Origin of the sequence: Muribaculum sp. NM65_B17, from assembly GCF_004793735.1 — a bacterium.
In the GTDB taxonomy this organism is placed as follows: domain Bacteria; phylum Bacteroidota; class Bacteroidia; order Bacteroidales; family Muribaculaceae; genus Muribaculum; species Muribaculum gordoncarteri.
Genome location: NZ_SRYY01000003.1, coordinates 392,619 through 415,069 on the forward strand (window position 1 = coordinate 392,619; position 22,451 = coordinate 415,069).

Consider the following 22,451-nt stretch of genomic DNA (forward strand, 5'->3'; position numbering starts at 1 on the left):
TGATTGGTTTTTGTAATGCAATGAGTTACAAAGTTATTGAAATATTTGTGGACGGTAAAGTTATTTGGCGTAAAAATGAGCAAGGTGCATCATTTGTAAACGATGCACCTTGCTTATGGGAATATGTTGTTTTTTTGAGCGGGATTACTTGCGGGGTATCTTCAGTTTCTGTCCTGCCTGAATTGCCGAGCCACTGATGCCGTTGGCTTTCTGTATATCGGCTATTGTCACGCCTCGGTATTTGCGGGCGATTTTTGAGAGCGTTTCGCCTCTCTTTACGGTGTGATAGGTGTAGGAGGGTTTTGCGGCGGCCTTTTCCTTGGCTGCGTTTTTCTTGGGCGCGGGCTTTTCGACGGTTTTCTCCTTTTCAACAGGCTTCTCTACTTTTGGGGCTGCGCTTTCCTGCGAGGCTGTTTCGGTCGAGTCGGTCACTAAGGTTTCGGCCGGCTGCACTGTGCCCGAGTTAGGCTCGTCATCCTGCGATTGCGTGCTTTCGGCGGCTGCAAGGCTGCTGTCGTCGGTGGTTTCCGTTTCGGGTTCGGGTTCCGGCTCCTTTACACGCGCAACACGCTCGTAGGTGTTTATCTTCAGCGTCGAACCGGCGCGAAGCGAGTTCTTGCGCAGTCCGTTCCACTTCTTTATGTCGGACGACTTGACTCCGTAGCGTTTTGCTATCTTCGATAATGTTTCACCCTTTTTCACTACATGCCTTTTGACAACAAGCTTCTTCACATAGTCGCTGTCGGGGTCGTCGTCGATTGTTGTCACGGGCTCGACCACCTTGCGTCGGGCGTAACGGTTGTAGTCGTGCGACAGGATGCTGTCCTCGCTCATGATGTAGCTGTAGACCTGCATCGACGGCAGCACGAGGGAGTAGGGGCGCACATCGCCGGGAATCACATCGCGGCGATATTGCGGATTCAGCACACGTATCTCTTCGATGGGGAGGTTGAGTATGTCGGCGATCTGTTGCAGATGCACGCGCTTGTTCACGTGTACCGAGTCGGTTATTATCGGACGCTTGGCGAGTGCCGGGCTTATGTTGTGCTGGTTATAGTAGTTCATCACATAGTTGGCCGCGATGAAGGCGGGCACATAGCCTCGAGTTTCGGCCGGCAGCAGGTAGTAGATGCTCCAGAAGTCCTTGTTTTCTCCTCCGGCACGACGCAATGCCTTGTTGACGTTGCCGGGGCCGCAGTTGTAGGCGGCGATGGCGAGCGACCAGTCGTTGTACATGTCGTAGAGCTGCTTAAGGTAGGTGGCGGCGGCTTCCGACGACGCGTAGGGGTCGCGACGCTCGTCGACGAGCGTGTTGATTTCCAGTCCAAGTCCTCTTGCGGTGGGGAGCATGAATTGCCATAGTCCCGTGGCTCCGGCACGGGACACCGCATCGGGGTTTAACGCCGATTCAATCACCGGAAGGTAACGCAGTTCGAGGGGAAGGCCTTTCCGCTCGAGCGCCTGCTCGAATATCGGCATATAGTAGAGGCTCATTCCGAGCATGCTCTCCACGAGGTCGCGACGACGCTGCACATACATGTTGATGTAGGAGCGCACAACCTGGTTGTAGGGCATCTCGATTTCGGTGGGCATCGATGAAAGACGCTTGATGTACTCCTCGTCGGTTGCATTCACCACAGGTGTTTTGGCATAACTGTCGTTAAGAACCGCATAGTTCTTAAGGTACCAGTTCTGCATCATCTTGTGGGTGTCGGTTTCAAAACTTTCGGGATATATGATTGAATTGTCGGTAATCGAATTTTTTAAAGTCAGAATCGACGAGGCGGCGCTTACTGCCAGTGACGATGCTATAAGCAATAACGATGTGACAAATTTATTCATTGCGGTGGTCAGGTGGTAGAGATTAAAAATTAAGAGCCCATTGAAGCCCGATGCCTACTCTTGAGTTGCGGGTGTCGGGAATCAGGGTGGGATACACATCCATTGTCAAGTCGGGAGAGATGTCGAAGTGCGACAGTGACGCATCGACATAGGCGTCGACCATAGCGATGAGATAGACACCTACCATGCATATTATGCAAAGGTCGCGGTTGCGGCGATAGAAGTCCTTGCGGGCTTTGAAGGTGCGCTCCATCCATGAGCGGTTGAGGTCCTCTTCCTTTGCATTGGGCGGGAAGAAGTCCATATAGCTTTTGGTCGACGGGTCGTTGTCCATCAGGTCACGATAGGCCTGGGTGTAATCGTTGAGCATGCGGTTGTTCCACGATGTGGCGTAGCCGAGGCCCATGAATCCGCCTATTACGATGGGGAGTTTCCAGTAACGGCGGTTGTAGAGCTGTCCCAGACCGGGAAACAGCGCCGACATCCACACGGCCCTCGTGGGGTCGGGGTTGAAGTCCCTCACCACATAGTCGGGGTCAAACTCGTCGTCGGGATTTGTGGCGGCTGCCGTGGTGTCGGTTTCGACAGGCACTACGGCTATCTGCGTCACTTTAAGGCTGTCGCCGGTAAACTCGACCGAGTCGCCGACGACCTCCACGCGCTGGTGACGCGGAACGGTGAGCCACATCGAGTCGGGAAATTCGCTCAAGTCAGGTTCTGCCTGAACGGGATCCTTGGGAGTAGTATTGTCGGGCTCCTCGATTTTTATCGGTTTCCGTGGAAGTTGAGGCCGTTGTGGTGAATCAGTTGCTGAAAAAATGTTAAAAGGGAATACCAACGTGAATATTAATCCTAAAATCACTATTCTCGTCGATAGGTCCAATTTATCGTATTTATTGCGGTCTTGACCTTTGCTCATTGTTTATGTTGTTGATGAACAGTCGATTGAGTGGCTATAGCATAATGAGCGAAATCAATCGATTTCCGGCATGTCAGTTGTCGGAATGTTTTATTGTGTCAAAGATAGCAATTAATTGCGCAAGTTCATCCTCATTCTTGAACGGAAATGTGATTTTTCCGCGTCCCTGGGGGTTGCAGGTGAATTGAACGGGGGTGCGGAACGATGCGCTTAAATGTTTTTTAAGAATGTCGAAGTCCTTGTTGCTCATTGTCGGCTTGGATTGACGGGATGGCATCTCTCCGTTCTCTTCGGCGGCCTGATAGGCTTTGGCCAGCTCTTCGACTTTTCGCACTGAAAGTCCCTGTTTTATGATTTCGTTATATAGCTTCAGCTGCAGCGATGGCTTGTCGATGGTGAGCAGCGCGCGTGCGTGACCCATGTCGACGCGCTTGTCGCGAAGTCCGAGCTGCACTTCGGCGGGCAGCTTGAGCAGGCGCAGGAAGTTGGCCACGGTGGCGCGTTTCTTGCCGATGCGTTCGCTGAGGCGTTCCTGCGTGAGGTTGTACTGGTCGATGAGTTTGCGGAATGTAAGGGCTATCTCAATGGCGTTCAGGTCCTCGCGCTGTATGTTCTCGATCAGGGCCATCTCGGTGAGCTCGCTGTCGTTGGCCGTGCGTATATAGGCCGGCACCGATGTCAGTCCGGCTTTTATGGCGGCGCGGTAGCGTCGTTCGCCGGCGATTATCTGATAGGAGTTGGGCCCGGTTTTACGTAACGAGAGGGGCTGTATTATTCCCAACTCTCGAATCGATGTGGCGAGTTCGTCAAGAGCCTCTTCGTCAAATGTGGTTCGTGGTTGGTCGGGATTGGGTGATATTAGTTCGACATCGATGTCGTTTATTGCCGATGATCCGCGTGCGGGAACATCGTCCATCGATATTAGCGAGTCAAGTCCTCGCCCGAGTGCGTTACGTTTAGGTGATGCCATGTCTTGTCGTTGTGTAGAGAGGATTAGGAGAGTGAAACAAAATGTAAATTATGCAGGTTGCTCGACGGCGGCCTTTCGCGACTTTGCGATGAGCTCTTTGGCCAGCATGGTGTGGCTTGTGGCTCCTCGGCTTTCCGGGTCGTAGATGAGGGCGGGGAGTCCGTGTGACGGAGCTTCGCTGAGCCTGATGTTGCGGGGAATGACGGTGTTGAACACCATGTCGCCGAAGTGGCCTTTCAGCTCTTCGTATATCTGGTTGGCGAGGCGCAGGCGTGCGTCATACATCGTGAGCAGGAATCCTTCGATTTCGAGCGATGGGTTGAGCTTCGACTTGATTATGCGTATGGTGTTGAGCAGCTTGCTGATGCCTTCCAGGGCGAAGTATTCGGCTTGTACAGGTATTATCACGGAATTGGCTGCTGTGAGGGCGTTGACGGTTATCAGTCCGAGCGACGGCGAGCAGTCGATGAGTATGTAGTCGTATTTGTCGCTTATCGAGGCGAGTACGTTGCGCAGGATTTTTTCGCGATTGGGCTTGCTCACGAGCTCAAGCTCGGCTCCCGCAAGGTCGATGCGCGAGCCAACGAGGTCAAGCCCCTCGACACAGGTGGCAACCTGCGAGCCGTCGATGGGGTAGTCGTCGACAAGGCACTCATATATCGACGATGACATGCTTTTAGGATCTATGCCATAGCCTGATGTGGCGTTGGCCTGCGGGTCGGCATCGATTATGAGCACTTTCTTGCCTTGGTTGGCAAGTGAGGCGGCAAGATTGATTGTAGTTGTGGTTTTTCCCACGCCGCCCTTTTGATTGGCGATTGCAATGATTTTACCCATAGTGTGTAGTTACAATTAGCATTGCAAAGATAAAAAAAATATAATCAACGAGGCCTCTACTATTGTGCTCAAAATGAGTTAAATGTTGATAAATGCCACTTTTTGTTGATAACTATGCCTCCGATGCCCGATTGCGGATATAGGAAATTATCCGTATTTTTGTAAATCACTAATTTTTCAGCGCTATAAATCTATGTCAACCAACCGCCCTCTCATATTGATTACCAACGACGACAGCGTTTTTGCACCCGGTCTTCATCTGCTCATTGATTATGTAAAGTCGATGGGCGATGTTATAGCCATTGCTCCCGATGCTCCGCATTCGGGGCAGTCGTCGGCTATTTCGGTCAACAAGGTGCTTCAGATAAATCGCCACGAAGATTACAACGGTGCTGCGATATACTCGGTCAACGGCACCCCGGTCGACTGTGTGAAGCTCGGAATGCACGCCGTGCTTGACCGCCGTCCCGATTTCATCCTGTCGGGAATCAACCACGGTTCCAATTCGGGTAACTCGATCATATATTCGGGAACGATGGGCGCGGTGCTTGAGGGATGTATGCTCGGCATTCCGTCGATAGGCTATTCGTTCCACAGCCACAACCAGGCTTATAGCCTTGAGGCTTGCCGCGAGGTGGTGGAGAAGATAACGAGTCGCGTAATGGAGCAGGGATTGCCCTCCGATATATGCCTTAACGTAAACATTCCGAAGTGCAGCAAGGTCGAGGGCATAAAGGTGACGCGTGCCGCACGCGGATTCTGGACTGAGGAGTATGCCGAATATGTCGACCCACACGGAAAGCCTTTCTACTGGCTCACAGGAAAGTTCCACAATGTGGAGCCCGACAATCCCGAAACCGACCTCTACTGGACCGACCGCGGATATGCCTCGGTTGTGCCGTGCCGTCCCGACCAGTCGGCCGTCAACGAAATCGGGCTAATCAGTGATTTGCTCGGGTAGTCGGTATTGTCCTTTCTTATCCGTCAGCCTGCCGTAGGCCACGGCGTGTTTCGGGCATGCGTGGTAGCATGCAAGGCACATGGCGCAATTGTCGCCCCATTGCGGGCGATGATTTTCATTGAGTGTCACGTTGTCCATGGGGCATGCCTTTGCGCATAGCCCGCAGCCTATGCATTGATTGTCGAGGCAGTGAAACGGCCGGGGTGACATCATGCGTCTTATGAATAGCGGATAGATCATCCGTGACTTAATCCACTTCATGCCGCCGGTGACTACATCGTCGCCGGGCGTTCCTGATTTTATGCACGACACGATGTGGTCGACGCGCTTGTCGCATCGCGACAGCTTGTCGGCCTCCACCTCTTCGGTGTCGATGTCAAATCCGGGAAACGTAACGTAGGTGTTGGGCATCTGCACCGAGTAGGCCGTTACCGCGTTCCACCCCCGGCTACGCATTATGTCACGCCACTGCTTGTGGGCGAGGCCAATGTCGTCGCCGCAGGTGCACACCATGTAGTGCTTGTTACGGGCGAGATCGCCGTTGATTGTCGACATATATTTCACAACCACCGGAGGCACTCCCCATGAGTATATGGGGAACACCCATATCAGCGGTTCGTCGCTGTCGGGCGACAGGTGGGTCGTCGATGCCGTGTCGATTGACTTGGCGTCGATTTTCACCATTTCGCCCTTCATCCTTTGTTGCAGCAGCGATGCCACGTGACGGGAGTTGCCTGTCCCGCTGAAATATATTATCATCTTATCGTGACTTGCGTTGCTCCGAATCCGTACTCGCGGAATGATGCGTCCTGAGTGTCGCAGTGGGGATATTTGTGTTTCAGCTCCTTAAGCAGTGCGTTACGCAGCACTCCTTCGCCTTTGCCGTGGATGAACACGATTTTCTGTCCCTTGTTTTTGATGTTCTCGGTCATGACGCGGTTAAACTCCTTCAGCTGTACCTGGAGCATGTCGGTGTTGCTCAGTCCGGCCGTGGTGTCGAGCAGCTGGTTGATGTGCAGGTCGACTTCGATAATTTCGGGACGGCGGTTTTTCTTCTCAACCGGGCGGCGTTGCGACTTGTCGGCGATTCGTTTTGCCTTCATCGACTCTTCAAGCCGGCTGCTGTCGATGACCATCGAGCGTTGCGGGATGTCGTTCTTTACGATGTCCAGCGCTATGACGGGTGTGTCGAAATATACATTGTCGCGGAAGCAGTGTAGCTTGAAGAACTTTGTAGTGTCGAGTGCGTATTCAACGGCTACAGGAGCTTTGAGCTTGAACTCCTTGTCACGCTTGAATGCTACGTATTGTATGGCCACGCGGTCCATGTCGGGCAGTTGCTCGCGCGTCACGTGCTCGAGATGTACCTGTATGTTTGGCTCTACGATGCCAGCATAGCGTGTGGCCCAGTCGTGACCGTCGGCGCGTGTCAGGTAGGTGAAATAGAGGAAGTAGTTGGAGTCGTTGACAAGATATGCGTCATACTCCGTTGTGTTGAGGTGCTTTATCTCCTCGGGCTCATAGGCGAGCACGATGTTGAGCTTGTCGCCTGTTTCGGTTTCTTCGATCTCCTCGGGCTTCGGTTTGGCGGGCTGTTCGGGAACTATCGTGGGTGCCACATACTTGCTCTCCTTGGCCTTGGGAGTGGCAGGTGTCACCACCACACACTCTCGCAGCATGACGGGAGTTTCAAATCCGTCTTCGTCCACATAGGCAATATTGCCTTCGATTTTTACTATGCGGCCTCCCCCTACCGAGTTGAGGTAACGCACTATATCTCCTATTTGTGCCATGTCGTGAATAAAATTTTTGTAAAGTTAATTATGGTGGGTACATAAATCGCACATGTTAACCAAATTTAATAAATTGCATGGTCAGGAAATATTTTGGCATGAAATGTGTTATATATAATGTAACCTAATTATAAATTCATTTTAATGATGAGAAAAATCTTTATTGCATGTGTGGCCGCATCGATGGCCGCATTGTTTGCATGTCAGTCGTCTAAGACTGTAAAGGCAACATTGGCCGACCTCAAGGGAGAGTGGAATATTGTAAGTGTTGATGGCGAAGATGTTACCGTGCCTGAAGATCAGGATGCTCCGTTTATAGGATTTGATACCACTGAGGGTCAGCTATATGGTAATGCAAGCTGTAACTATCTTATGGGCTCGTTTGACATTAACGCAGCTCCCGGTGTGATCGATTTCTCGGGAATGGCAAGCACTCGCCGCATGTGTCCCGACATGGCTCTTGAGCAGAAGATACTTGAGGCTTTCGGCCAGGTTAAATCATATTCATTGACCGCCGACGGTGACATTCAGCTGTCAAATGCCGACGGAAAGGCTGTAATGCTTCTTGAGAAGCGTGACCCGCAGGTGTCGGCTCGCGAGCTCAACGGAGTGTGGAACGTAAAGACTTTGGCCGATACCCCGGTTGAATCGCCCGAAGGTAAGCCCTATCAGTTTACTTTCAACTTGAACGACATGACATTCTTCGTGACTACCGACTGCAACAACCTGAGCGGTCAGTTCAAGTCGGAGGCCAATGAGCTGGAATTCTTCTCGGTAACAGCCACTATGATGGCTTGCGAAAACATGGCATTCGAGGATAACATTAAAACTGTTATCAACGATGTGTCGACCTTCAAGATCACTTCCGACACACTGCTTACCTTGTTCAATAAGGAGAACATTCCTGTTGTGACAATGGTTAAGGAGTCGTCGCTCTAAAGTGATAAATTGTGGCTGATAGTTGATAATGCGCCGTAAGGTGAGTAACTTTGCACCGAATTAAAGTTATTTGATATGTCACAACTGTCAGTCCAAGACATAAAGATAGAGGATTACAACTATCCTTTGCCCGATGAGCGCATTGCCCGTCACCCTCTTGCCGAGCGTGACAAGTGCAAGTTGCTCGTCCGCGATTCACACGGCAATATCAGCGAGCATCTGTTCGCCGATATTGCCGCTTTGCTTCCCTCCGACTCCATCCTCGTGTACAACAACACGCGTGTGATAAACGCACGTATGCGTTTCCGCAAGGGCGATGGGGGAGCGTTGATTGAGATTTTCTGCCTTGAACCGGTGTCGCCGGTTGACTATGCGGTCAACTTCGCATCGACCCGCGAGTGCTCATGGCTATGTTTCGTGGGCAACTCAAAGCGTTGGAAGCAGGGCGTGCTGACGCAGAAGGTCACCGTGGGCGAAATCGAGATAACGCTGACCGCCGAGCGCACGGGCCGTGAAGGCAATGCATCGGTGGTGCGCTTCAGTTGGGATGACGACAATGTCACATTCTCCGATGTCATAGGGGCGGTCGGGGAGATTCCCATTCCGCCTTATCTCAACCGTTCGACCGAGGAGAGCGACTCGACCGACTACCAGACGGTCTACAGTCATATTGACGGTTCGGTGGCCGCGCCTACGGCAGGACTTCACTTCACGCCCGAAGTGCTCGACCGGGTGTCGCAACGAGGCATCCCGAGGCGTGAGCTCACACTTCATGTGGGAGCCGGAACGTTCCAGCCTGTCAAAAGCGACTCGATAGGCGAGCATGAGATGCACAGCGAGTTCATTGCCGTCGACCGCGACTTGATTGCCGAGCTTGCCGATACCGATAGAAAAGTGGTGGCGGTGGGAACCACATCGGTGCGCACTCTGGAGAGCCTTTACCACATAGGTTGCCTCATGAGTCAGGGTCGATGGAACGGGGAGGTGCCTCAATGGTATCCCTATAGCGACGAGCATCCGCATCTGTCGACTAAGGAGGCTCTGCGCTGTATTGTTGAGGAGCTTGACCGCGACGGACTGCACTCGCTTGTGGGTGCCACGCGCATAATCATCGCTCCCGGCTACCGCTTCAGAATCGTGGAGGGCATAATCACCAATTTCCATCAGCCGCAATCGACGCTGTTGCTGCTCGTGTCGGCATTCGTCGGCGGCAACTGGCGTGAAATGTATGATTTCGCGCTTGAGCGTGATTTCCGTTTCCTCAGCTACGGCGACGCATCGCTGTTGCTCCCGTGACCTGGGTTTATCAAGATATGTTGAAGGCCGTGTCGTTAAGGCATGGCCTTTTTTGCACGGCTTTCAGCAGACGGTCGTAGTCACGCGACGACAGATAAGCCTCTATTGCGTCGCAATGCTCGTGACGGTGAACGTCGGTGCCGAAAAACTCGACCATTCCCGCATCAATCATTCGCTCGGCCGTGCGCTTTGGCGCCGAACCGTAGCGGCCTGCCAGCGAGAGGAGATTGACCTGGAATCTAAGCCCACGGTCATGCAGCTCACGGTAACGCCTGAGATTGTCGGAATGGTAGTAAACAAATCGTTCGGGATGGGCTAATATTGGGGTGTATCCACGGTTTATTAGCAGTATGACGGTGTTGTCGATGTCACGCGCTTCCTGCATGAATGAGTTTTCGATGAGGACATGCTTGCCGGGATGACTTATTAGGGTGTCGGCGATGATGTTGCGGCTGAACAGGTCGTCAAGACGATGCTCGGCAGCCGATTGGACGGTAGTCGGGATGCCCTTTGCGTGCATGCTTTCTTGCAGTCGGGTCAGGGCTGCCGAGATTGATTCGGGCGTGTTCTCATAGACTTCGCCTACGACATGGGGTGTCGCGATGATGCGTGACAATCCCCAGGCCGACATTCTCATGACAAGTTCCGCGCCGTAATCGGCGTCGGGAGCTCCGTCGTCGATGCCCGGCAATATGTGGCAATGAATGTCGGTGGCGAAAAAGAGCGGTTGCCGTTGCCGCTTGAAAAGGCTATTGAATATGCTTGTCATTATGACTTCCGGTTTTATGTGGTTACTGTCGTAATCCGTCACAAATATAGAAGTGGTTTCATAAGGAAGAACCTATTTACGCTGTACTTGACAAAGTTACAATAAAACCTGAAATATTACCCTATCTTTCACCGGCAAAACGCGGATATGATTAATATGTCATTGAGTGGAAATGCCATCTATCAGAAAACGGTTATAAAAAAGTGTTTGGAAAACATCCAAGCTCACCGAAAGACCGGGATGCGGTAATTCTTCACTATAAGCTAATTAAATTGCAAATTACGTAAAAAACTCAACAAATATTGATGTATTTCGCAAACTAAATACTATCTTTGCGAAAATGCATTTTAATTGTCATGAAAAAGTTAAATTTGCTAATTCTTGCAATCCTACCACCTTGCAATCAGCACCTCTGCTGGAGGCGACTACGAGGGTCGGCTGACTTGGACTAAGAAAATCCAATAACCAAAATTGATTAACCTTAATCATTGAATAATTATGAAGAAATTATTTCTCCTCTTGTTTACATTCTCTTGCCTTTATGCCGTGGGGCAAGTCAGTGAGCGTGCCACAGCCGGATTTGAATTTCCATTCAAAATCGGCGACGCACAGTGGAAATCCTACTCGTCAGCGAAAGAAAGAGTGGCGGCACTACAGATTCCGGAGGACAAACTGAAAAGCCTTACGACTGCGGATTTGCTTACTGTATGTCTTGACTTTCCCTACGCTATGGACATGTTGGCGTATGATTATCCGGAGGTCGGTTTTAATGCCGTGTGCAAGGAGTTCAACGGCTACCGTGAACTGTTGACACGAAAAGACCTGACTGATGCCCTATTGAAAAAATGCGAAGCGATTCCCGCCGGGATAGCGTCCATCCTGAACAAAGACGAAGTTACCTAAGGCGATTACTCCTTCAAGTGCTATATCCTGTTCCATATGATGGGGATTGACAAGGTAACAAGCTCCCTTGATGCGGAAAAGTCAGCAAAGTTTGCCGCCTCAATAAGGGAAGCCGCCACAAAGATGAAGGCATATCCCGATATTTTTGGGATTTCATATCGTACGGGAGTTAAGAAAAGTGGCATATCTTTACTCTCAAATCCCGTATATAATGACGCAACGAGAACAATCCCCAATGGATATTTAGTATATATTAAAGAGTTAGTATCCGGTGATTTCTCTTCCTCCGAGAAAAAGAACTATAAAAATTGGGCAATTAATGTTTATAAAGTGGAATTTGTCGAAGATGCGACATATACTTATAATTGTCATTTTTATGGATGGTATATGCAAAGTATACATACCAGTGAACGGCTCTGGCTGAACAATCCCAGTATTTATTGGGAAAGCGGATTGTACTATGAAGTTCCTGAAAAAGAAGGGGAAGTGGTGCTTTATTATGATTCGTCAGATTTTTGGTATTATAAGTGCTGGCATTCTGCTCGGCGCATAAACAGTAACCAATATGTATCCAAATGGGGACCCGGGTGCTTGGTTAAACATACGCCTACAAATGTCCCCGAGGAATATGGTAAATCACGAAAATATTACAAGCGTTATAGCCCTACTATTGACGGACCGTTATTAACATCATCAAGTGGCACATATTCCATTGACCTGTTGCCTCCGGGGTATAGCGTAACATGGAGTCTTTCCGACAGCTATTATGCACAAAACTGCATGACTGTGGATGCCAATGGGAGCTGCACCATAACATGTGCCTCCAACCGTGATATGGACAATGCCACACTTACCGCCACCTTGCATTATAATGGACATGTGGCAACAACAGCGACAAAAACCATACATGCCTATTCAGGATTTAAAGCCACCTATGATTGGACGGATCCAAACAATAAGCAATCACTTGATTATCCTTATATCATATATCGTCAATCCTCTCATAAAGGGCAGGGATTAAATATAAATTCTCCTAATCTAATAAATGCCACGGTTACTTATGATGGAGATATGGTTCCTACTCGTTGGGTATATGACAATTACAACGGCTACATAAATGTCAGTTTTGATTCAGATACACGGGCACAAGCATTCGTCATCACAGTGAATTGCGAAGCCGGAGAATATAGAATAATCGTACTAAATCAAGCTCGTTCTTACAGCCTTTCCACAGGAATGGACGGAGATAACTTAAATGTAAGTATTGGTAATGAAAATTCTGACGCTCTTGCACAGAAATATTCCTCTGTTGGCGTTCAAGCATCGGCAGAAGAATTGGAGTGGACTCTTGAGGTGTACGACACGGTTAATAGTAGGATGGTGTATTCCGGTAAAGTCATGAGCACTGAAACTTCAATAAATACCTCAGGCTGGACTCCTGGCATCTATGTAGTCCGTGCTACACTGGGTGACAATGCTTTAAGCAAGAAGATATTAATTAAATAAATTTTACTAACCATAAATTTAAAGTATTATGAAAAAGAACTTATTATGGATGTTGGCGGCATGGATGCTGGCGATGGTGACAGTAAGCTGCTCCAGTGATGACAATTATGTAGAGGAACCCATGTGGCCGAGACTTGAGAATGGGAAAGTGGTTATGGGTAGCGGTGCTTCGAGAGCGGAGATTGCCTATGTCCCGGCTAATATGGATGAGCTGCCTGAATGGCTGCAAAAACTGATTTTGACCGATGGTTCGCAACAGGTTGGATATATTCTATGCGAGGGAACATGGGATGGTCAGCATGCTTATTTTTTTTGGCATGGATTCAGTTCTCTTTTAGCGGGCTTCTATACTTACGAAGGTGTTCAATTGGCTTCTTATTTAGGAAAACCCAATGACCCGGAATTCATTGAGAAAGGAGGAGGCTGGGACAATTGGACTTGTCTTGCGTTCCATTATCCTATAGGCGAAGCCGACGAAGGCGAGGAAGCCGAGGAATAATCCCTCAGCAAGTTCCATGCTTAGCCGTGCAATTACGTTTCTCTCCATTACACGGCTAAGCATGTGGTCCGTTACGCACACCGGGTGACAATACTTTAAGCAAGAAGATATTAATTAAATAAATTTTACTAACCATAAATTTGAAGTATTATGAAAAAGAACTTATTATGGATGTTGGCGGCATGGATGCTGGCGATGGTGACAGTAAGCTGCTCCAATGATGAAAATTATGTAGAGGAATCCATAAAGGTCATAGGGGGAGCGGAGGTTGCCTATGTCCCGGCTAATATGGATGAGCTGCCTGGATGGCTGCAAGAATGGATTTTGAAGGATGATATGCAAGGGCTTGGATATATTGTATGCGAGGGAACATGGGATGGCCGGCGTGCTTATTATCTTTGGTATCCATTCACTTCTACGTTAGGGTGGTTCTGTACTTACGAAGGAGTCTATTTGGCTTCATATGGAGGAATTCCCGATGACCCTGAATTCATTGAGAAAGGAGGAGGCTGGGACAAATGGACTTGTATTGCTTACCATCATCCTATGTAAGACGAAGACGATGAATAATCCCTAAGCATGTAGTCCGCGGCACGCTGAGTGACAATACTTTAAGCAATAAGATATTAATAGAAGTTATTTAACCTTATTTTGAGTGTACTTGCTTGTTGACTCTACGCGATGAAATAATTACGGATAAATTTCCGTAATTGAATGTAAATGCCTAATTTTGCTGTTCTAAAACATAACCCCAATTAAACCCCTTTTGGATATGGAAAAAAGGAAATTGAAAATCAGAGATTTGACTATGCGCGACGGACAGCAGTCGCTTTTCGCCACCCGTATGACTCAGGCGAGCATCGACCGCTTGTTGCCGTTGTATGAGGGAGCCGACTTCTACATCATGGAAGTGTGGGGCGGTGCGGTGCCTGATTCAGTTATGCGCTATCTCGATGAGTCGCCTTGGGAACGCCTGAGAAAGGCGAGCAAGGCCATGAAGGGACATTCGCTTCTTTCAGCATTGTCGCGTGGACGTAATCTGTTTGGATATGTGCCCTATCCCGACAGTGTGCTTGAAGGATTCTACAAGGAGGCAATAAAGAACGGCTTGAACGTGATGCGTATATTTGACGCTCTCAACGACCTTGACAATGTCAAGGAGTCGATACGCATGATAAATGAACTTGGCGGCATACCCGACGGAGCGGTGTGCTATACCGTCGACCCCAAGGACGAGGATGACAACAAGGGCTTTTTCAGCCGCTTCTTCAGCAAAAAGCCTGAAAAGATATTCACCGACGAGTATTTCGTGGAGAAGGCTCGTGCAATGGAGGCTTACGGCGCCAAGATTATCACGCTCAAGGACATGGCCGGACTGGTCAATCCTTCACGCATAGCTTCAATCATGCCCAAGCTTAAGGCCGCTCTTACGGTTCCTGTGGATTTCCACACCCACTGTACGCCCGGTTACGGATTGGCTTCTTCGTTGATGGCAATGATTCACGGAGTCGACATCCTGGACACGAATATATGGTGGTTTGGCGGAGGCTCGGCCGCTCCCGCGCTTGAGCTCATCTACGTGTTTGCCGGAAAGCTCGGTATCGAGGTTGAGGTGAACATGGAGGCTGTGGGACGCATACGCAAGGAGTTGCGCACAGTGCGTGAGGAGCTGCATGCATTCGACCTCGTGAAGAATTTCCCGAAGGAATTTGACCCGTTGACCGATACTCTTCCCGCTGAAATCGATGCCTTGTTCGACAAGGCAATCGAAGCGGCCAAGGCCGACAACGAGGCTGAGTTGCTTGACGCATGTCATGCCATAGAGGACTACTTCGGATTCCCCAAGCCCAATCTCCTTGTGAAGGAGGCCGAGGTTCCGGGCGGTATGTACTCCAACATGGTTGCCCAGTTGAAGGCTTTGCAGGCCGAGGACCTTCTTGACGATGCAATGCGACTGATACCCAAGGTGCGCCGCGATGCAGGTCTCGTTCCCCTCGTTACTCCTACCAGCCAGATTGTGGGAAGTCAGGCGGTGAGTGTGGCTCTTGACCGCAAGAAGGGCAATCCCGACTATTCCAATCCGTCCAATCAGTTCATCTCGCTCGTCAAGGGAGAGTACGGACACACCCCCGTGGCCGTTGACCCCGAGTTCCGCGCCAAGATTACAGGCAGTCCCGAGGAGAAGGCTTACGATGTATCGAAGTACAAGAAGCCTGAAAATCCCGTGCTCCCTGAATACGGAGGCGTAAAGCTTGCCGCAAACGATGAGGAGTATCTGCTGCTTGAATTGCTCCCGAGCGTAGCCAACGGATTCCTGAAGCGTCGTCGCGCCGAGGAGTGGGAAGCCGCCAATGCCGCCAAGAAGGCTGAGGAAGCTGCCGCCAATGCCGCTGCCGAGGCTGAAAAGGCCGATGACGAGCCTATAACCGGCGAGGTTGTCACCGCACAGATTCTTCCCGGTACTGTAATCGAGGTAAACGTTAAGCCCGGCGACAAGGTAAAGAAGGGCGATGTATTGCTCGTTTATGAGGCAATGAAGATGGAAAATAACGTGGAGGCTGGTCACGATGCAACTGTTAAGCGTGTATTCGTAAAGCCCGGCGACATCTTCGCTCCAGAAGCAGTATTGGTTGAGTTTGAATAACTTGTTTATAAAAAATTCACAGAAAGTTTTGTCGAGTGGCAAGAAATGCGTAAATTTGCACGCCATTACGAATTATCGCCTTACCAGCGTGATTTAGACCACTTTGAATAAAACAATCAAATAATAAAGCAATAAGATGAAACAAGACATCCATCCTTCCAACTACCGCGAAGTAGTGTTTAAAGATATGTCAAACGACGAAATCTTCATTACTCGTTCAACAGTAGCCGCTAAGGAAACTATCGAGGTAGATGGCGTAACCTATCCTCTCGTGAAGCTTGAAATCACAAGCTCTTCTCACCCCTTCTTCACCGGCAAGCAGAAGCTCGTCGATACTGCCGGTCGTGTGGACAAGTTCATGAGCCGTTACGGCAACCGCAAGAAGAAATAAGTCTTGCCTCGCTAAAGCGTGCCGCCGATGCACGCTGCTCCAAAACGATTATAAAGTCCTTGACCTTCGGGTCAGGGACTTTTTTTAATGTGTTAACGGCTCCAATTGTTTTGACATATTGCTAAAATCAAGTACCTTTGTCGGTCTTATAAACGTTACGAAACAATATGAAATATTCTATATCACGGATATCTGCCGAACTTGGCATCGATAGAGTGTCATGTCCCGATTATGAAGTGTCTTTGTTGCTGACCGACTCGCGTTCGCTCATATATCCTTCGGAATCGTTGTTCTTCGCGCTGCGCACGAGCAATAACGACGGACATCGTTACATCGAGGAGCTTTACGGCAAGGGCGTGCGCAACTTTGTGGTCGAGAGGGTGCCCGATTCGCTTAAGGATGCTGCCGATGTCAACTTCCTTGTGGTGGACGATGTCAAGAGTGCGTTACAGACGATTGCCTGCCGTCACCGTGACAGGTTTGATGTGCCCGTTATCGGCATCACGGGAAGCCGTGGAAAGACTACCATAAAGGAGTGGCTCTATCAGCTGCTGCAGAGCGATTTCCGCATAGTGCGCAGCCCTCGCAGCTTTAACAGTCAGATAGGTGTTCCGCTGTCGGTGTGGGAGATGAATGATGATATAGACCTTGGCATATTCGAGGCCGGTATATCGATGCCGGGCGAGATGCAGTCGCTGCAACGCATGATAAAGCCTACCATAGGGATTCTGACTAATGTAGGCAGCGAGCATGCCGAGGGGTTTGAATCGATGCTGGAGAAGTGCCGGGAGAAGGCCGGACTTTTTGTCGATTGCGACCGATTGATATACTGTGATGACGATCCGCTGGTGAAAAAGGTGATGGACGAGGAGTTTGGCGACAAGGAGCGTTGTGCATGGTCGTTCAAGGACAGCGTTTGCCGGCTCTATGTCAAGCACGTTGAAAAGAGTGACGGGTCGACTGTGATAGAATATGTATATGACAACCGATCGAATTCGGTGACGATTCCGTTTACGGCCGACAGCGATGTCGAGAATGCGATACATTGCATAGCCGTGATGAGCTTGCTGGGTGTGTCGGACGAAGTCATTGCCGAGCGGATGTCACGCCTCACTCCCGTTGGCACGCGCCTCAATGTCATGGAGGGTGTCAACAACTGTATGCTTATATGCGATGCTTATACGAGCGATTATCACTCACTGAACCCGGCATTGGATTTTATGGGACGCCGCATGACCGCCGACCGCACATCGACGGTGATACTGAGTGATGTAATGCATGAGGATATGGACTCCGACGCTCTATACCGCAGCATAGCCGAATTGCTTCAGAACCGTCACATCGACCGTGTGATCGGCATAGGCCCTGAAATATCGCGTCACGCATCCTGCTTCGGAGGTGACGCCAAGTTTTATCGTTCGACCGACGAGTTCCTGGGTGAAACTACCACGAGCGACTTTGATCATGAGCTTGTGCTGATAAAGGGAGCGGGTGACTTCAGGTTTGACAGGATTGTCGATATACTCGAGGCGCGACAGCATGAAACGGTGCTTGAGGTCAATCTTGACGCAGTGGTGCATAACTTCAACAATTTCCGTGCGCAGGTGCGTCCTACGACCGGAGTCGTCGCCATGGTTAAGGCATCGGGTTATGGAGCAGGTTCCTACGAGCTTGCAAAGACGCTTCAGAGCCAGGGTGCGGCTTATCTTGCCGTGGCGGTGCTCGATGAAGGAGTGGACCTCCGCAAGGCAGGAATAACGATGCCTATAATGGTGCTCAATCCGCGAGTTGTCAACTATAAGTCGCTGTTCAACTACAGGCTTGAACCGGAGATATATTCATTTGACATTCTGAACGAGATAATACGTGAGGGACGGCGTTACGGCATAACCGATTATCCGGTGCACATAAAGCTTGACACCGGAATGCACCGATTGGGATTTCTTGAGAGTGACATGACCGAGCTTGTAAGAGTGCTTAAAAGCCAGAATGTAATAAAGCCGCGCTCGGTATTCAGTCACCTTGCAGCCGCCGATTGTCCCGAACTTGACGACTATACACGTGGACAGTTTGAGTACTTCGCCCGATGCTGTGAGCAGCTGCAGGGGGCATTTGACTACCACATATTGCGTCACATCCTTAACTCCACCGGCATAACACGTTTCCCCGAATATCAATATGATATGGTGCGTCTTGGTATATGCCTTTACGGAATTCCCACACTGACCGACGGTTCGCAGGGCGACTTGAAGCCGGTAAGCTCGATGCACACAGCCATCATATCGATAAAGGAGTGGGAGGCCGGAACCACCATCGGCTACAGCTGCAAGGGTGTGCTGCATCGCAAGTCACGCATCGCCACCATACCGATAGGATATGCCGACGGACTTGACCGTCATCTCGGAAACGGGCGTATGTCGGTGTGGATTAACGGTCATCGCTGCCCCACGGTGGGTAACATCTGCATGGATATATGTATGATTGATGTTACCGACGCGTCATGTGCCGTAGGCGATCAGGTCGAGATATTCGGAAACAATATATCGGTCATGGAGATTGCCGATGTCCTCGGAACGATTCCCTACGAGGTGCTCACTTCGGTGTCGTCGCGTGTCAAGAGGGTTTATTATCGTGAGTAACCTTTGACTTCGGGAGTATCTGCGGGCCTATTACCGCCGTGATAATTCCGCCTATCAGCATTACGGCAATCGACACGAGCAACACAAGCGTCGAACCGCCCCATCGCAGCAAAACCGGAATGAAAAAGGCTCCGGCCACGGCTCCCATCTTGCCTATTGCCGCCGATGCGCCCACTCCGGTGCCTCGGTCGGCTACAGGATATATTCGTGCCGGAAGTATGAATGTGATGAGGTGGGGACCTGCATTAAGAAACAGCTCGAAAATCATGAATCCTGTTATGGCTGTCCATGAAGCCCAGTGAAGCTTATAGGCTACGAGCAGAAGCGCCAGTCCTGCGGCCGATAGGAAGAATCCCCATGACTGCATGCTTACGTGATAGAGCTTGTTGAGCAGCAGTAGTCCGGCCATGAATCCCACCATCATTATTATGCTCAGCCAGATGGTGAGTTCCACCGAATTGACGATATGGTCTATTTGGGTAGCATGAGGAGGAAGATTGTCGATTCCTAATGCCATTATAAGAATAGGAAGGAATATGCCTATGCCGTATACTCCAAGTCCTTCACATGCCCAGGGCACTCCGCTGAACACCAGCTTCTTGGCGTTGCGTTTCAGGAAATCACCCATTGATTCGTCGGAGTCGGGTGACGCTTTGTCGGTCGAAGCCGGAACGGTCATCACCGCATCGGACCCGAGAAAATACTTTACCGATTGCTCGGCTTTGGCGGTCATGCCCTTTGACATCAGCCATCCGGGGCTTTGCGCGAAACGTATTCGTAGCAGGAGCATGAGTCCGGCTATGGCCGTGATTATGAACAGCAGGTTGGGCCATGGTGACGCTTTATCCCATGATTTAATCAGGAAGAAGCACGCAGTGGCCACAATCGCTCCGCCGAGCGATGCCGAGGCTTTGGCTGTACCCACCATGAAGAGTTTCCATCGGTTGGGCATAAGTTCCGATATATAGTCGGAGTCGAGGCTGTATTCACCGCCTACGGCAAATCCCATTACAAACAGGCAAATGAGCAACACCGGGATTGGATGATAGAAGTAGGCCACAAGCGATGCTGCTATCATCAGCAACGGGCATAGCCTGAAGAATAGCAGATAACCGTAACGGTCGCTTAGCTTTCCGAACACGATTGCTCCTATCATAAGTCCGATGAGCGATGTGCAACCAAGAATGCCCTGCATGCCCGCCGACAATTCGGGATGCATCATGAGCTGCATCATGGGGATGATGATGCCCACGAGAGTTGCAAGTCCTTGTCCGATGGCCTGGCCGAGCGATGCTACAATCAGCACTCTGAAATGACCCCATCGGAGGGGCATGTCGGCCACATTGACGCTGTTTTTATCCATGACAGTTGAAACGTAATTGTTTATAGATACTAAACGCTTACGCTTCATCGATGGTTCGTCATCGCGACGGTACTACCATGGCTCCGATTTCCCAAAGAAGATATAGCGGCAGAAACACTACCATAAGTGTGAATGGGTCGCCGGTGGGGGTAATCAGGGCGGCGAGGACGAGCAACACCACGATGGCATGGCGACGGTAGCTGCGAAACATGTCACGCGTCACAAGCCCGAGCTTGCCGAGCAACCATGCTAAAAGGGGGAGCTCAAACACAAGTCCCATGACAAATATCATCATCAGGAAGTTGTCCATATAGGAGTCGAGTGATATTTGGTTGGGTACGCTCGCGCTTACCTGATATTCGGCTAAAAAGCGCAAAGTAACGGGAAACACGATGAAGTATCCCACCGCCACTCCGAGAAAGAACATCAGGTTGCCGGCCACAAAAGCCGCTTGAACGCTACGGCGCTCGGTTGAATATAGGGCGGGGCTGATGAATCCCCACAGCAGATACAGGATTATCGGGCAGGAAAATACAAGTGCCAGCCAGAATGAGGTCGATATGTGTATGAAAAACTGCGATGCGAGCTGGATGTTGATGAGCTCCACATGGAAGCCGTAGGTCGAGAAATCGGGAAGCCATTCGCTCAATCGGGTGATGGAGTTGAACAACCGGTATAGCACGAAGTCACCCCGGCATGGCGCAAGTATCACCCGGTCAAACAGGTCGGGCATTACGGTAAAGAATCCGACCGAAAGCACTGTCACGACAATGGCAGCACGCACGAGGACACTACGCATTGCATCGAGATGATCCCAAAATGTCATCTCGACGAGTTGCTCCTTGTCGTTGGCTGTCGATGAACTTACCGTATTATCGGTTGTCGGCATCCTTTGCTTCGGTATTGTTTGCGGGCTTGGTTATTTCGTCCTGGATTTCGTTCATCCCTTTCTTAAAGCTGCTCACTCCTTTTCCGAGTCCTCGCATCAGTTCGGGAATCTTTCTGCCGCCGAAAAGAAGCAGCACTACGAATACGATTATTATTACTTCACCCATGCCTATATTACCGAAAAGCAGTGGAATCATGTTCACTATATTAGTCATTGGTCAATCTATTGAGGTTAAAATGTGTAGTTTATGGATGTAAAGATACGAATTTAGCCCTAAATGGCTTCGTAATTGAGGAAAAATACGTAATTTTGTAGCCTTATTTAACAATTTACCAATCACATAGACATTATGAAGGCATTTGTATTCCCCGGTCAGGGTGCGCAGTTCGTAGGTATGGGCAAGGACCTCTACGATAACAATCCCGTGGCCCGTGAAATGTTTGAAAAAGCTAATGACATTCTTGGATTCCGCATCACCGACTTGATGTTTAACGGTACCGATGAAGATCTTCGCCAGACTAAGGTGACTCAACCTGCAATATTCCTCCACTCGGTTATTCTCGCCAAGACTCTTGAGAATGAAATGAAGCCCGACATGGCTGCCGGTCATTCGCTCGGCGAGTTCTCGGCTCTTGTAGCTGCCGGAGCTCTCAGCTTCGAGGACGGACTTAGGCTCGTAAGCGCACGTGCTCAGGCTATGCAGAAGGCTTGTGAGATGAAGCCGTCGACAATGGCAGCCGTATTGGCTCTGCCCGATGAAACTGTTGAGGAGATATGCGCATCGGTTGACGGTGTTGTTGTATGTGCCAACTACAACTGCCCCGGACAGCTTGTAATATCAGGTGAAGAACCTGCTATCGATGCAGCTTGCGAAAAGGCTCTTGCAGCCGGAGCCAAGCGTGCTTTGAAGCTTAAGGTGGGTGGCGCTTTCCACAGCCCCTGCATGGAACCGGCTCGTGCCGAACTTGCCGAGGCTATCGAACGTACTCCTGTTCACACTCCCACTTGTCCCGTATATCAGAATGTGGACGCTAAGCCTCACACCGACCCCGCTGAAATCAAGGCCAACCTTGTTGCCCAGCTCACCGCTCCCGTTCGTTGGACTCAGACAGTTCAGAACATGGTAGCTGACGGAGCCGACGAGTTTATCGAACTCGGTCCGGGTAAGGTCCTTCAAGGCCTCGTGGCAAAGATTGCCAAGGGAATGAATGTATCAGGCCGTCAATAATATATTGATTCTAACATAAAAAGTCAGGGTCGTCAACGTGATGTTGGCGACCCTGATGCTTTT

General features: G+C 50.1%; 21 protein-coding genes. 11 read left to right on the forward strand and 10 right to left on the reverse strand.

The genetic code is table 11. From position 1 onward, the window contains the following. Window positions 1–144 precede the first annotated feature (144 nt). From E5354_RS06215 to E5354_RS06230, 4 genes are all read right to left on the reverse strand, one after another. Window positions 145–1,842: a LysM peptidoglycan-binding domain-containing protein gene (locus tag E5354_RS06215; RefSeq protein WP_135946804.1), complete on the reverse strand. Its 1,698-nt coding sequence runs from the start codon at window positions 1,840–1,842 to the stop codon at window positions 145–147. Window positions 1,843–1,864: 22 nt separating this feature from the next. Then, window positions 1,865–2,761 (reverse strand): DUF5683 domain-containing protein, encoded by an 897-nt coding sequence (locus tag E5354_RS06220; RefSeq protein WP_135946805.1) that lies wholly within the window; start codon window positions 2,759–2,761, stop codon window positions 1,865–1,867. Window positions 2,762–2,834: 73 nt separating this feature from the next. Beyond that, a complete protein-coding gene (locus tag E5354_RS06225; RefSeq protein WP_135946806.1) occupies window positions 2,835–3,731 on the reverse strand; it encodes a ParB/RepB/Spo0J family partition protein in 897 nt (298 codons plus the stop codon). 48 nt (window positions 3,732–3,779) lie between these two features. Next, the gene (locus E5354_RS06230) at window positions 3,780–4,568 is read right to left on the reverse strand and encodes a ParA family protein (protein ID WP_123395711.1); all 789 of its coding nucleotides are present in this window, start codon (window positions 4,566–4,568) and stop codon (window positions 3,780–3,782) included. Window positions 4,569–4,761: 193 nt separating this feature from the next. On the opposite strand from E5354_RS06230, the gene surE reads away from it, so the two are divergent. After that, complete coding sequence (surE, locus tag E5354_RS06235; protein ID WP_135946807.1) at window positions 4,762–5,529, forward strand: 5'/3'-nucleotidase SurE; 768 nt, start codon at window positions 4,762–4,764, stop codon at window positions 5,527–5,529. Here surE and E5354_RS06240 read toward each other — a convergent pair. Then, window positions 5,506–6,288, reverse strand: a complete 783-nt coding sequence (locus tag E5354_RS06240; RefSeq protein WP_135946808.1) for an EFR1 family ferrodoxin — start codon at window positions 6,286–6,288, stop codon at window positions 5,506–5,508. The two genes, surE and E5354_RS06240, sit on opposite strands and share 24 nt — an antisense overlap. Beyond that, window positions 6,285–7,322 carry a DUF2027 domain-containing protein gene (locus E5354_RS06245; protein ID WP_123395714.1) on the reverse strand — a complete coding sequence of 346 codons (1,038 nt, stop codon included), beginning with the start codon at window positions 7,320–7,322 and terminating at the stop codon, window positions 6,285–6,287. Before E5354_RS06245 ends, E5354_RS06240 begins: the two co-directional genes overlap by 4 nt. Before the next feature lie 144 nt (window positions 7,323–7,466). On the opposite strand from E5354_RS06245, the gene E5354_RS06250 reads away from it, so the two are divergent. Together E5354_RS06250 and E5354_RS06255 are read left to right on the forward strand one after the other, a co-directional pair. Beyond that, complete coding sequence (locus E5354_RS06250; RefSeq protein WP_123395715.1) at window positions 7,467–8,261, forward strand: META domain-containing protein; 795 nt, start codon at window positions 7,467–7,469, stop codon at window positions 8,259–8,261. Window positions 8,262–8,336: 75 nt separating this feature from the next. Then, window positions 8,337–9,557, forward strand: coding sequence for an S-adenosylmethionine:tRNA ribosyltransferase-isomerase (locus tag E5354_RS06255; RefSeq protein ID WP_135946809.1), 1,221 nt, complete (start codon window positions 8,337–8,339; stop codon window positions 9,555–9,557). 10 nt (window positions 9,558–9,567) lie between these two features. On the opposite strand, the gene E5354_RS06260 is transcribed toward E5354_RS06255, so the two are convergent. Then, entirely contained in the window at window positions 9,568–10,326 is a 759-nt protein-coding gene (locus E5354_RS06260; protein WP_135946810.1) for a tyrosine-protein phosphatase, read from the reverse strand. Between the two features lie 498 nt (window positions 10,327–10,824). Between E5354_RS06260 and E5354_RS06265 the strand changes: the two genes are divergently transcribed. From E5354_RS06265 to E5354_RS06295, 7 genes are all read left to right on the forward strand, one after another. Continuing rightward, a complete protein-coding gene (locus tag E5354_RS06265; protein ID WP_135946811.1) occupies window positions 10,825–11,229 on the forward strand; it encodes a hypothetical protein in 405 nt (134 codons plus the stop codon). 36 nt (window positions 11,230–11,265) lie between these two features. Further along, on the forward strand, window positions 11,266–12,735 hold the full coding sequence (locus E5354_RS06270) for a T9SS type A sorting domain-containing protein (RefSeq protein WP_135946812.1): 1,470 nt from the start codon (window positions 11,266–11,268) through the stop codon (window positions 12,733–12,735). Between the two features lie 28 nt (window positions 12,736–12,763). Next, complete coding sequence (locus tag E5354_RS06275) at window positions 12,764–13,234, forward strand: extracellular solute-binding protein (protein ID WP_135946813.1); 471 nt, start codon at window positions 12,764–12,766, stop codon at window positions 13,232–13,234. Between the two features lie 150 nt (window positions 13,235–13,384). Then, window positions 13,385–13,786, forward strand: coding sequence for a hypothetical protein (locus E5354_RS06280; protein ID WP_135946814.1), 402 nt, complete (start codon window positions 13,385–13,387; stop codon window positions 13,784–13,786). Window positions 13,787–14,006: 220 nt separating this feature from the next. After that, window positions 14,007–15,878 (forward strand): biotin/lipoyl-containing protein, encoded by a 1,872-nt coding sequence (locus E5354_RS06285; RefSeq protein WP_135946815.1) that lies wholly within the window; start codon window positions 14,007–14,009, stop codon window positions 15,876–15,878. A gap of 136 nt (window positions 15,879–16,014) precedes the next feature. Then, window positions 16,015–16,269: a type B 50S ribosomal protein L31 gene (locus E5354_RS06290; RefSeq protein ID WP_123395722.1), complete on the forward strand. Its 255-nt coding sequence runs from the start codon at window positions 16,015–16,017 to the stop codon at window positions 16,267–16,269. A gap of 167 nt (window positions 16,270–16,436) precedes the next feature. Beyond that, window positions 16,437–18,908, forward strand: coding sequence for a bifunctional UDP-N-acetylmuramoyl-tripeptide:D-alanyl-D-alanine ligase/alanine racemase (locus E5354_RS06295; RefSeq protein ID WP_135946816.1), 2,472 nt, complete (start codon window positions 16,437–16,439; stop codon window positions 18,906–18,908). Here the strand turns inward: E5354_RS06295 and E5354_RS06300 are convergent. From E5354_RS06300 to E5354_RS06310, 3 genes are read right to left on the reverse strand one after another with little or no spacing between them, the layout of a single operon-like run. Next, window positions 18,883–20,271: an MFS transporter gene (locus tag E5354_RS06300; RefSeq protein ID WP_168353838.1), complete on the reverse strand. Its 1,389-nt coding sequence runs from the start codon at window positions 20,269–20,271 to the stop codon at window positions 18,883–18,885. The genes E5354_RS06295 and E5354_RS06300 overlap by 26 nt on opposite strands. A gap of 58 nt (window positions 20,272–20,329) precedes the next feature. Then, complete coding sequence (gene tatC, locus E5354_RS06305) at window positions 20,330–21,160, reverse strand: twin-arginine translocase subunit TatC (protein ID WP_135946817.1); 831 nt, start codon at window positions 21,158–21,160, stop codon at window positions 20,330–20,332. Next, the gene (locus E5354_RS06310; protein WP_369698990.1) at window positions 21,144–21,374 is read right to left on the reverse strand and encodes a twin-arginine translocase TatA/TatE family subunit; all 231 of its coding nucleotides are present in this window, start codon (window positions 21,372–21,374) and stop codon (window positions 21,144–21,146) included. The genes tatC and E5354_RS06310 overlap by 17 nt, the downstream gene beginning before the upstream one ends. Before the next feature lie 135 nt (window positions 21,375–21,509). Here E5354_RS06310 and fabD point away from each other — a divergent pair, with 135 nt between their 5' ends. Next, window positions 21,510–22,388 carry an ACP S-malonyltransferase gene (gene fabD, locus E5354_RS06315; protein ID WP_135946818.1) on the forward strand — a complete coding sequence of 293 codons (879 nt, stop codon included), beginning with the start codon at window positions 21,510–21,512 and terminating at the stop codon, window positions 22,386–22,388. Window positions 22,389–22,451: the final 63 nt, after the last annotated feature.

What these genes read in the sequence shown, in the direction of transcription:
- E5354_RS06215 (WP_135946804.1), bottom strand. Translation starts at nt 1,842, where the DNA reads ATGAATAAATTTGTCACATCGTTATTGCTTATAGCATCGTCACTGGCA.
- E5354_RS06220 (WP_135946805.1), bottom strand. Translation starts at nt 2,761, where the DNA reads ATGAGCAAAGGTCAAGACCGCAATAAATACGATAAATTGGACCTATCG.
- E5354_RS06225 (WP_135946806.1), bottom strand. Translation starts at nt 3,731, where the DNA reads ATGGCATCACCTAAACGTAACGCACTCGGGCGAGGACTTGACTCGCTA.
- E5354_RS06230 (WP_123395711.1), bottom strand. Translation starts at nt 4,568, where the DNA reads ATGGGTAAAATCATTGCAATCGCCAATCAAAAGGGCGGCGTGGGAAAA.
- surE (WP_135946807.1), top strand. Translation starts at nt 4,762, where the DNA reads ATGTCAACCAACCGCCCTCTCATATTGATTACCAACGACGACAGCGTT.
- E5354_RS06240 (WP_135946808.1), bottom strand. Translation starts at nt 6,288, where the DNA reads ATGATAATATATTTCAGCGGGACAGGCAACTCCCGTCACGTGGCATCG.
- E5354_RS06245 (WP_123395714.1), bottom strand. Translation starts at nt 7,322, where the DNA reads ATGGCACAAATAGGAGATATAGTGCGTTACCTCAACTCGGTAGGGGGA.
- E5354_RS06250 (WP_123395715.1), top strand. Translation starts at nt 7,467, where the DNA reads ATGATGAGAAAAATCTTTATTGCATGTGTGGCCGCATCGATGGCCGCA.
- E5354_RS06255 (WP_135946809.1), top strand. Translation starts at nt 8,337, where the DNA reads ATGTCACAACTGTCAGTCCAAGACATAAAGATAGAGGATTACAACTAT.
- E5354_RS06260 (WP_135946810.1), bottom strand. Translation starts at nt 10,326, where the DNA reads ATGACAAGCATATTCAATAGCCTTTTCAAGCGGCAACGGCAACCGCTC.
- E5354_RS06265 (WP_135946811.1), top strand. Translation starts at nt 10,825, where the DNA reads ATGAAGAAATTATTTCTCCTCTTGTTTACATTCTCTTGCCTTTATGCC.
- E5354_RS06270 (WP_135946812.1), top strand. Translation starts at nt 11,266, where the DNA reads ATGATGGGGATTGACAAGGTAACAAGCTCCCTTGATGCGGAAAAGTCA.
- E5354_RS06275 (WP_135946813.1), top strand. Translation starts at nt 12,764, where the DNA reads ATGAAAAAGAACTTATTATGGATGTTGGCGGCATGGATGCTGGCGATG.
- E5354_RS06280 (WP_135946814.1), top strand. Translation starts at nt 13,385, where the DNA reads ATGAAAAAGAACTTATTATGGATGTTGGCGGCATGGATGCTGGCGATG.
- E5354_RS06285 (WP_135946815.1), top strand. Translation starts at nt 14,007, where the DNA reads ATGGAAAAAAGGAAATTGAAAATCAGAGATTTGACTATGCGCGACGGA.
- E5354_RS06290 (WP_123395722.1), top strand. Translation starts at nt 16,015, where the DNA reads ATGAAACAAGACATCCATCCTTCCAACTACCGCGAAGTAGTGTTTAAA.
- E5354_RS06295 (WP_135946816.1), top strand. Translation starts at nt 16,437, where the DNA reads ATGAAATATTCTATATCACGGATATCTGCCGAACTTGGCATCGATAGA.
- E5354_RS06300 (WP_168353838.1), bottom strand. Translation starts at nt 20,271, where the DNA reads ATGGATAAAAACAGCGTCAATGTGGCCGACATGCCCCTCCGATGGGGT.
- tatC (WP_135946817.1), bottom strand. Translation starts at nt 21,160, where the DNA reads ATGCCGACAACCGATAATACGGTAAGTTCATCGACAGCCAACGACAAG.
- E5354_RS06310 (WP_369698990.1), bottom strand. Translation starts at nt 21,374, where the DNA reads ATGACTAATATAGTGAACATGATTCCACTGCTTTTCGGTAATATAGGC.
- fabD (WP_135946818.1), top strand. Translation starts at nt 21,510, where the DNA reads ATGAAGGCATTTGTATTCCCCGGTCAGGGTGCGCAGTTCGTAGGTATG.